This is a genomic window from Hydrogenophaga sp. (genome assembly GCF_041633695.1).
Taxonomy (GTDB): Bacteria; Pseudomonadota; Gammaproteobacteria; order Burkholderiales; family Burkholderiaceae_C; genus Hydrogenophaga.
Genome location: NZ_JBFJMY010000635.1, coordinates 1 through 1,905, shown reverse-complemented (window position 1 = coordinate 1,905; position 1,905 = coordinate 1). Strand labels below are relative to the sequence as shown.

Genomic DNA, 1,905 nt, shown 5'->3' with positions numbered 1-1,905 from the left:
CACCAGGTTGTCGAGCAGGGCGCGCAAGGCATGGGGATCGCCCAGCACCCACGTGGCCTCGGCGTTTTCCACCCCCAGGTCGATGCCGCGTTCTTCGGCCCGTGCCGAAAAGGCGCCCACCACCTGGCGCACCAGCCCATCGAGCGGCACCAGCGTCTGCTCGGGCTTGCGTGCATCGGGTTCGAGCCGGGCCATTTGCAGCAATTGCGCCACCAGGTGGATGGCCCGCTCGATGCCTTGGTCGAGTTCGTTCAGCGCCGCGTCTTTGTCGGCGTCCTGGGCGCGCCGCGCCAACTGGGCTTGCAGCTTGATCGCCGCCAAGGGCGTGTTGAGTTCGTGCGCAGCATCGGCCAGGAACTGGCGCTGGTGGGCCAACAGCGTGTCGAGTTGCTGCAGCAGCTGGTTGAGTGTGTGGGCCAGTGGCACCACCTCTTCGGGCAGGTCTTGCGTGGGCACGGCGTGCAGTTCCGACACATCGCGTTCGCCAATGTCGCGGCGCAGGCGCTCCAGCGGCAGCAAGGCACGCGCAACCGCTTCGTGGATGAACAAACCCAGCACCACCACCAGCAACGCCAGCGGCACCAAAATCCACGGAATCAACTCCGAAAATCCCTTGGCCCGGTCCTGTGCCGTGACGGCCACCTGCACCGTGCGTGCACCCCGGGGCAGGGTGAAGATGCGCCAGGTCTGGTCTTGCCAGGTCTGCACATGAAAGCCGGGCTGCTGCAACGGGGGGCCGTCTTCCTGCAGAGACGAATAGATCAGTTCGCCCTCGTTGCTCCAGACCTGGCTCAGGAACTGCCCCAGATCTTCTTCGTCCTCTTCACCAGATTCCGCCAGCGTCTGGCCGTCGGCTGTGGTGCTGGTTTGCCCGGGTGACGCACTGGCTGCCGATGGGGCCGGTGGCGCGGTGCGGGGCGGGTGCGTGGGCACCGGGGTTTCGTCGTGCCGCAGCACCGAGTGTGCGATTTGCTCCAGCCCGTAATCGCGCACCTGGTTGAAACCGTTCCAGGCCAGGCGGTACGTGAGCGCGCTCACCAGCAAGGCGGTGAGCAGCACCGCCGAGATTTGCCACAGCAGCAGGCGCGAACGGATGGAATTCAAACCACTTCCACCACTTTGTAGCCCACCCCCCGCACGTTGCGGATCCAGGGCTCCCCGAGCTTGCGGCGCAAGTGGTGCAGGTGGACCTCGATGGTGTTGCTGGCCACCTCGTCTTCCCAGCCGTACAACTGGTCTTCCAGTTGCTCGACAGAGAGCACCGCGCCGGGCTTTTCCATCAGGGCCAGCAGCAGATCGAACTCGCGCGGCGAGAGGGGCAAGAGCTTGCCCGCCAGCAGCGCCTCGCGTTCGATGGGCTTGATCTCCAGCCGCCCGAATTCGATGTTGGGCCGACCACGGCCGGCCTGCCGCCGCGCCAGCGCGTGGATGCGGGCGGTGAGTTCGTCCAGATCGAAGGGTTTGCTCAAGTAGTCGTCGGCGCCCAGGTTCAGACCGGCGATGCGGTCGCGCACCGCGTCGCGCGCGGTCACCATCAACACCGGCGTGTGCTGGCCTTGGCTGCGGATCTGGCGAAGAATTTCCAGGCCATCGATTTGCGGCAGGCCGATGTCCAGCAGGGCCACGTCGTAGCTCTGTGTTTTCAGGGCCGTCGACGCGTGGTTGCCGGTGCGCACCCAGTCGACCTTGAAGCCGGCTTGCTCCAAACCTTTTTCCATGCTGGCGCCCAGCATCGCATCGTCTTCGGCAAGAAGGAGTTTCATGTTTTCACTCTGGAGTGGGCCGGTTCACATGGGAACCCTGGTGTGAACAAGGCCCGGAGACAGTATGCATCGACATGGCGAAACAAAAAAAGCGGGTCAGGGCCCGCTTTCTGAGAGGAACCGAGCGACCGGTCAGGCCTTG

General features: G+C 64.9%; 2 protein-coding genes. Both read right to left on the bottom strand.

The window, feature by feature from the left end; all coding sequences use genetic code 11:
- On the bottom strand, positions 1 to 1,104 hold a 1,104-nt coding region (locus tag ABYB95_RS22645; protein ID WP_372662335.1), incomplete at its 3' end, for a sensor histidine kinase.
- Positions 1,101 to 1,763 (bottom strand): response regulator, encoded by a 663-nt coding sequence (locus ABYB95_RS22640; protein ID WP_372662332.1) that lies wholly within the window; start codon positions 1,761 to 1,763, stop codon positions 1,101 to 1,103. The genes ABYB95_RS22640 and ABYB95_RS22645, both read right to left, overlap by 4 nt.
- Between the last annotated feature and the right edge of the window lie 142 nt (positions 1,764 to 1,905).

Coding starts and splice junctions, on each gene's coding strand:
- ABYB95_RS22640 (WP_372662332.1), bottom strand. CDS start 1,763: ATGAAACTCCTTCTTGCCGAAGACGATGCGATGCTGGGCGCCAGCATG.